A 4,237-nucleotide genomic window follows, 5' to 3' on the forward strand; every position below is an offset into this window, starting at 1 on the left:
TCGGGAGCGCCGCGACCACGATTTCAGGAATCGAGTTGACGCATCGCATTCGCAAGGGGCAGTTCGATCTCGCGAAGCTCGGCCTCAAGGAGGCCGCTGCGCCCGCCGTATGGAATGCGGTCCTGTTTGATCGATAAGCTTTCCTACCTATATGAGCTTTCTCAACCCGCTTACCTATTTGCACCAGAACCTGAAATCACAAGAATAGCCGACGATGCACGATCAATTGTGTGAGTGGTCGTCCTGTTTGTCCAACTCCCGACGACGTATGTCGACATTGTCACGTTAGAGCGTTCTCTGAAAGTCGCAGTTGGCCTGTTGCAGAAAACAACTCCGACGAGCATTCCAGCAGGATCAGTATCACGTCTTCGGGGTCGAGCCGATCCGCACGGTCTTGCGGACTGCCCCGTCAGGGCTGCCGACGTCATGCAGCACAGCTTCGAGATCCGTCCCGACGCTGCGCCCGAGCATTCGGCAACCGGAGATCAAGCGTGGCTGGCTGGCCAACATGCAGGTCTATTGCGTGCCGAAGGTCTGGAGGCAGACGAACCGGGAAGGCGTTGCGGTGGCCCGCTGCACGGTCGCACGATTGATGAAACGGCAAGGGCTGCGTGCGGCAGTTCGCGGTAAGCGGGTCGCACGACGTAGGCCGATGCGAGTGCACCGCGCCCGCTGGATCGGGTCAATCGGCTAAACATGCGCGATTTGTAAGGAACCCACGTCATTGTTTGATAGCCGACGCAATTTCCCGCCAATGCGTCACTATGCCTGTGCTCTGGGGGCTCCGAGCGTTTGCGGTCCACATGGCCCGGAAAGTGCTTTGGAACAGGACTGGAACAACCCACCGCGACAGAGGGCATTGTCACTCGTTGCGGACTGAGTCCGGTAACATCCGGCGATGCTGGTTACCAATCGCTTTATCGCAGCCACCGCTTCCCGGCGATCGTCGTCAGTTGAACCGTGCGCTGGCAGTTGGACCGCGGTATTGTCATCAGCTACGAAACAATTCGACGCTGGTGCGACAAAACTGGCGCCGGCTTTGCACGTTGGATAAGGCTCTGGTGCAAATAGGCGGTCTGTACGAGATTGTTGTTATATAGAGGGTAACTCATCAAGCAGACAGGACGGCCTCCCAGACTGCGGGCGCAGTGGTATCTTTGTGGCCGAGCTTCGCGAGGCCGAACCTCCAGTGGTCCCCTCGCGCTAACCTCGTAGCGTGTGGTTTTTAGCGGGCTCCGGGCCCGCTTTTTTTTGTGCGCCGAGCATGCGTGCGCAACAGCTTGGGGGTGAAAGTCCCCTGCCCAACCTGATGGTGGTGACGGGCTAGTGAGTCCGGCCTGAATAATTCGTTTTGCGCGGCGCTAGCCCTCATGCCTCGAAGACGACACTGGTCGAGCGGCTGAGCAAAGCGAACAGAACAAGGGCGCAAAAAATCCGCAGCTTTCTGAGGATCATGCGCAGGTTGTGGCCGGCACCACACAGCACAGCGTGAATCGCATCACCGAGTGCGCCTTTGAGCCAGTTTCGATCGAGTTTGCCGTCCGTCTTCATGTGACCAATGGCAGGCTCGATTGCACTTCGTCGTCGGATCATTGCGCGCAGCCGGCGCGTGATACCGCGCCGTAATCCCGGGTGATAGATCTTCACTCCCTCGACAGCGACACCCTTGTAACCGCGATCCACGATGGCGACTTCGGGCTTCACATCGCTCAGGATCGCCGCCTGCTCCAGCGCCTCCGCGAGCGTGTGACCATCGTACGGATTGCCCGGCATCGAGCGCATGCCAACAACCAGGCCTTCCTTGTGTGTCGTCGTGATCGACACTTTCACACCGAATTCGTAGGGAGTGCGAGCCTTGCCTTTCGCCAAACATTCGACTTCTGGCGCATGCAGTGCGTACAGCTTGTTTTTGTCCTTCTGCTTTTGCGACAGGACCCGCCTCGTGCGACCGATCAACTCCTGCAGCGCGATGCGCCCAGTGTCGGCGACCGAATCAAGCTGACGCTCCACATCACGCATCACCCGCCCAACGCGCGAGCGCAACGTGCGAAGCGCCTTCTTCATGCGCTTGTACTGCTTCGCATGCGCGTAGCGTCCAATCTGACGCACCAGGTGCGGCGCCTCGCGGTTGTAGTTCTGCCTCAGTTTCACGCCGTGCCGCGCTGCCGCCTTCACCAGATGTTCGCGACACCGCTCGAGCAGGCGCGAATCGGTTGGATGAGCGATCGCCTTTTGCATGACCGTCGTATCGACAATTACGCGCTTCGCGCTTGAGGCCTTGATCACGCCCGCGCGCTTCGCTGCTTCGATCGTCTCGGCTAGCAACTCCTCAACTCCGGCTTCACCAAGACACTTGCGCCAACGCGTCAGGCTCGACGGATCAATCGGTGGCTCAGTCTGCAAAAACGTTTCACCAGTGAAGTTCACCGGTCGCCACTGAATCGCGGCAGCCAATGCGTCGAGCGCATCATGCTGGTTACGACCCGGGCGAAACCCGTACGAGAAGCCGAGGAAGTCTTCCTCATAAATGGCGTTCAGAACATCAACCATTACGCTCTGCACAAGCTTGTCTTCCAGTGCAGCGATGCCCAACGGCCTGAGACCTCCATCGCCCTTGGGTATATAGCGGCGCAGCACTGGCAGGGCACGGTAGCTCCCTGTGTGAACCCGCCTGTGCAGGTCCCGGAGATTGCGCTCCAGTCCCGCTTCATAGCTTTGCCACGTCATGCCGTCAACTCCCGGCGCCGCCTTACGTTTGAGCGCATAGAATGCAGCGCTCAAACGCTCGACTGTGACGTGGTGCAGCAACGTCGTGAAACGCATCTTCTTATGCTGTCTCGCCAACTGCCGTACGCGATCCAGTCCCTGTGACACGCTTCCCCGGTTCTGCGCCCGGCACATGTGATTCTGGCTCGCGTTCCCCTCGGTCCCCGCCCTTGGCTCCGCCCACTCCGCAGCCGGTTTCCCGGCCTTGTTCGCAGGCTTCTTCGCTACTACGGCCGAGTCTGACTTCTCACGTCCGTACATCATCGGCTTCGGCTCCTCACCTTCCCGACGCGGACCTGGCCAATACCGCTACAACGCCAGGTCAGACGTGAGATCTCCCGGTTCCCGTGCAAGGCGCTTGCGTGCATGCCAGGTTCTACGACCACGCCGGATCGGCAGGCACTCGCGATGTCGCGCCCGCTCGTATTGCCTTCACGTATTGGAGCGCGTCGGCATCCGGGATATAAACCATTTCGTGGCTCCATGGCTGGCCTACACATTCCCCTGCCGACGCTTCGCTGACCTCCTCGCGGATGCCCGCGCACGGCTCGGGGGCGACGTGGCTCGCTATGCCTTCATCGTAGTGGACTCTCACCACCTACACCTTGCCGGTCTCCCGGCGCACCCAATAAGGATTCTCCACCCATTGCCAGACCACTTCCTCGTCCGACAGATCGAACGCATGCTGGAGATACAACAAACCAGCAATCAGCCTCGGTGATGTGGCCGGCCGACCTTTGCGTGAGACGAAGCTCGCGCTCATCGACGCATTCAATCCATCCCAGTTGATCAGATCGGCCAGACGCAGCAGCGGATGCTTCAGGTTGATCTGCTCGCGCAGAGGATGCCGGAACAAATCGCCTTCGCTCACCGCTGTCTTCGGACCCATCCAAACCTCGACAGAATTTGCAGGAAACCACCCATCATCTGCCAGGATCCTGCAAATCCATCAACAACTTTCCGCTCCAAACCCTTGCTGCACGGGGCTCTTCGAATTTTTCAGACTCGACTAGTGAAACGCAAGGGCGTCGTCGTGAGGCGGGGTCTGAAGGAAGCGTGTAGCAAAGCCACGACCTGACGAACAGAAACCAGATACGAGGCCTACCCAGTCGGACGAGCGAGCAAATGATTGCGAAGTCCATAACCATCAAGGGCTGGGATGGTAAATCTGGCAGGTGCGTGGTGAAGGCGGTTGAGCTTACCTTCTATGAGTCGCCCCTGAACAATTCGTTTTGGCCGTCGTCGGCGTCAGCCGGCGGATGCTCTCTGATCGACAGGGATGAACAGGGCGATGAGAACAATGGTGTAAAAAAACCGCAGCTTCCTCAGGATCATCCGCAGGTTGTGACCAGCTCCGCATAGCACAGCGTGCATCGCGTCACCAAGCGTTCCCTTCAGCCAGTTCCGATCGAGTTTGCCATCTGTCTTCATGTGGCCGATGGCTGGCTCAATCGCACTGCGCCGTCTGATC

At 59.0% G+C, this 4,237-nt stretch carries 1 protein-coding gene and 4 pseudogenes; 2 read left to right on the top strand and 3 right to left on the bottom strand.

Going from position 1 to position 4,237, the window contains the following annotated elements; genetic code table 11:
- Positions 1-137 (top strand): annotated as a pseudogene (locus tag A3CW_RS54735) (IS6 family transposase); the annotation flags it as partial.
- A 227-nt stretch (positions 138-364) separates the two neighbouring features.
- Positions 365-690 (top strand): annotated as a pseudogene (locus tag A3CW_RS52085) (IS3 family transposase); the annotation flags it as partial.
- Between the two features lie 678 nt (positions 691-1,368).
- Here A3CW_RS52085 and A3CW_RS54220 read toward each other — a convergent pair.
- The 3 genes and pseudogenes from A3CW_RS54220 to A3CW_RS49885 all read right to left on the bottom strand — a co-directional run.
- Positions 1,369-3,030, bottom strand: a complete 1,662-nt coding sequence (locus A3CW_RS54220; RefSeq protein ID WP_081772116.1) for an IS5 family transposase — start codon at positions 3,028-3,030, stop codon at positions 1,369-1,371.
- Positions 3,031-3,391: 361 nt separating this feature from the next.
- Positions 3,392-3,655, bottom strand: a pseudogene (locus A3CW_RS0144035) (transposase); the annotation flags it as partial.
- A gap of 359 nt (positions 3,656-4,014) precedes the next feature.
- Positions 4,015-4,237, bottom strand: a pseudogene (locus tag A3CW_RS49885) (IS5/IS1182 family transposase); the annotation flags it as partial.

The sequence above is a fragment of the Paraburkholderia nodosa DSM 21604 genome (assembly GCF_000519185.1).
Taxonomy (GTDB): Bacteria; Pseudomonadota; Gammaproteobacteria; order Burkholderiales; family Burkholderiaceae; genus Paraburkholderia; species Paraburkholderia nodosa.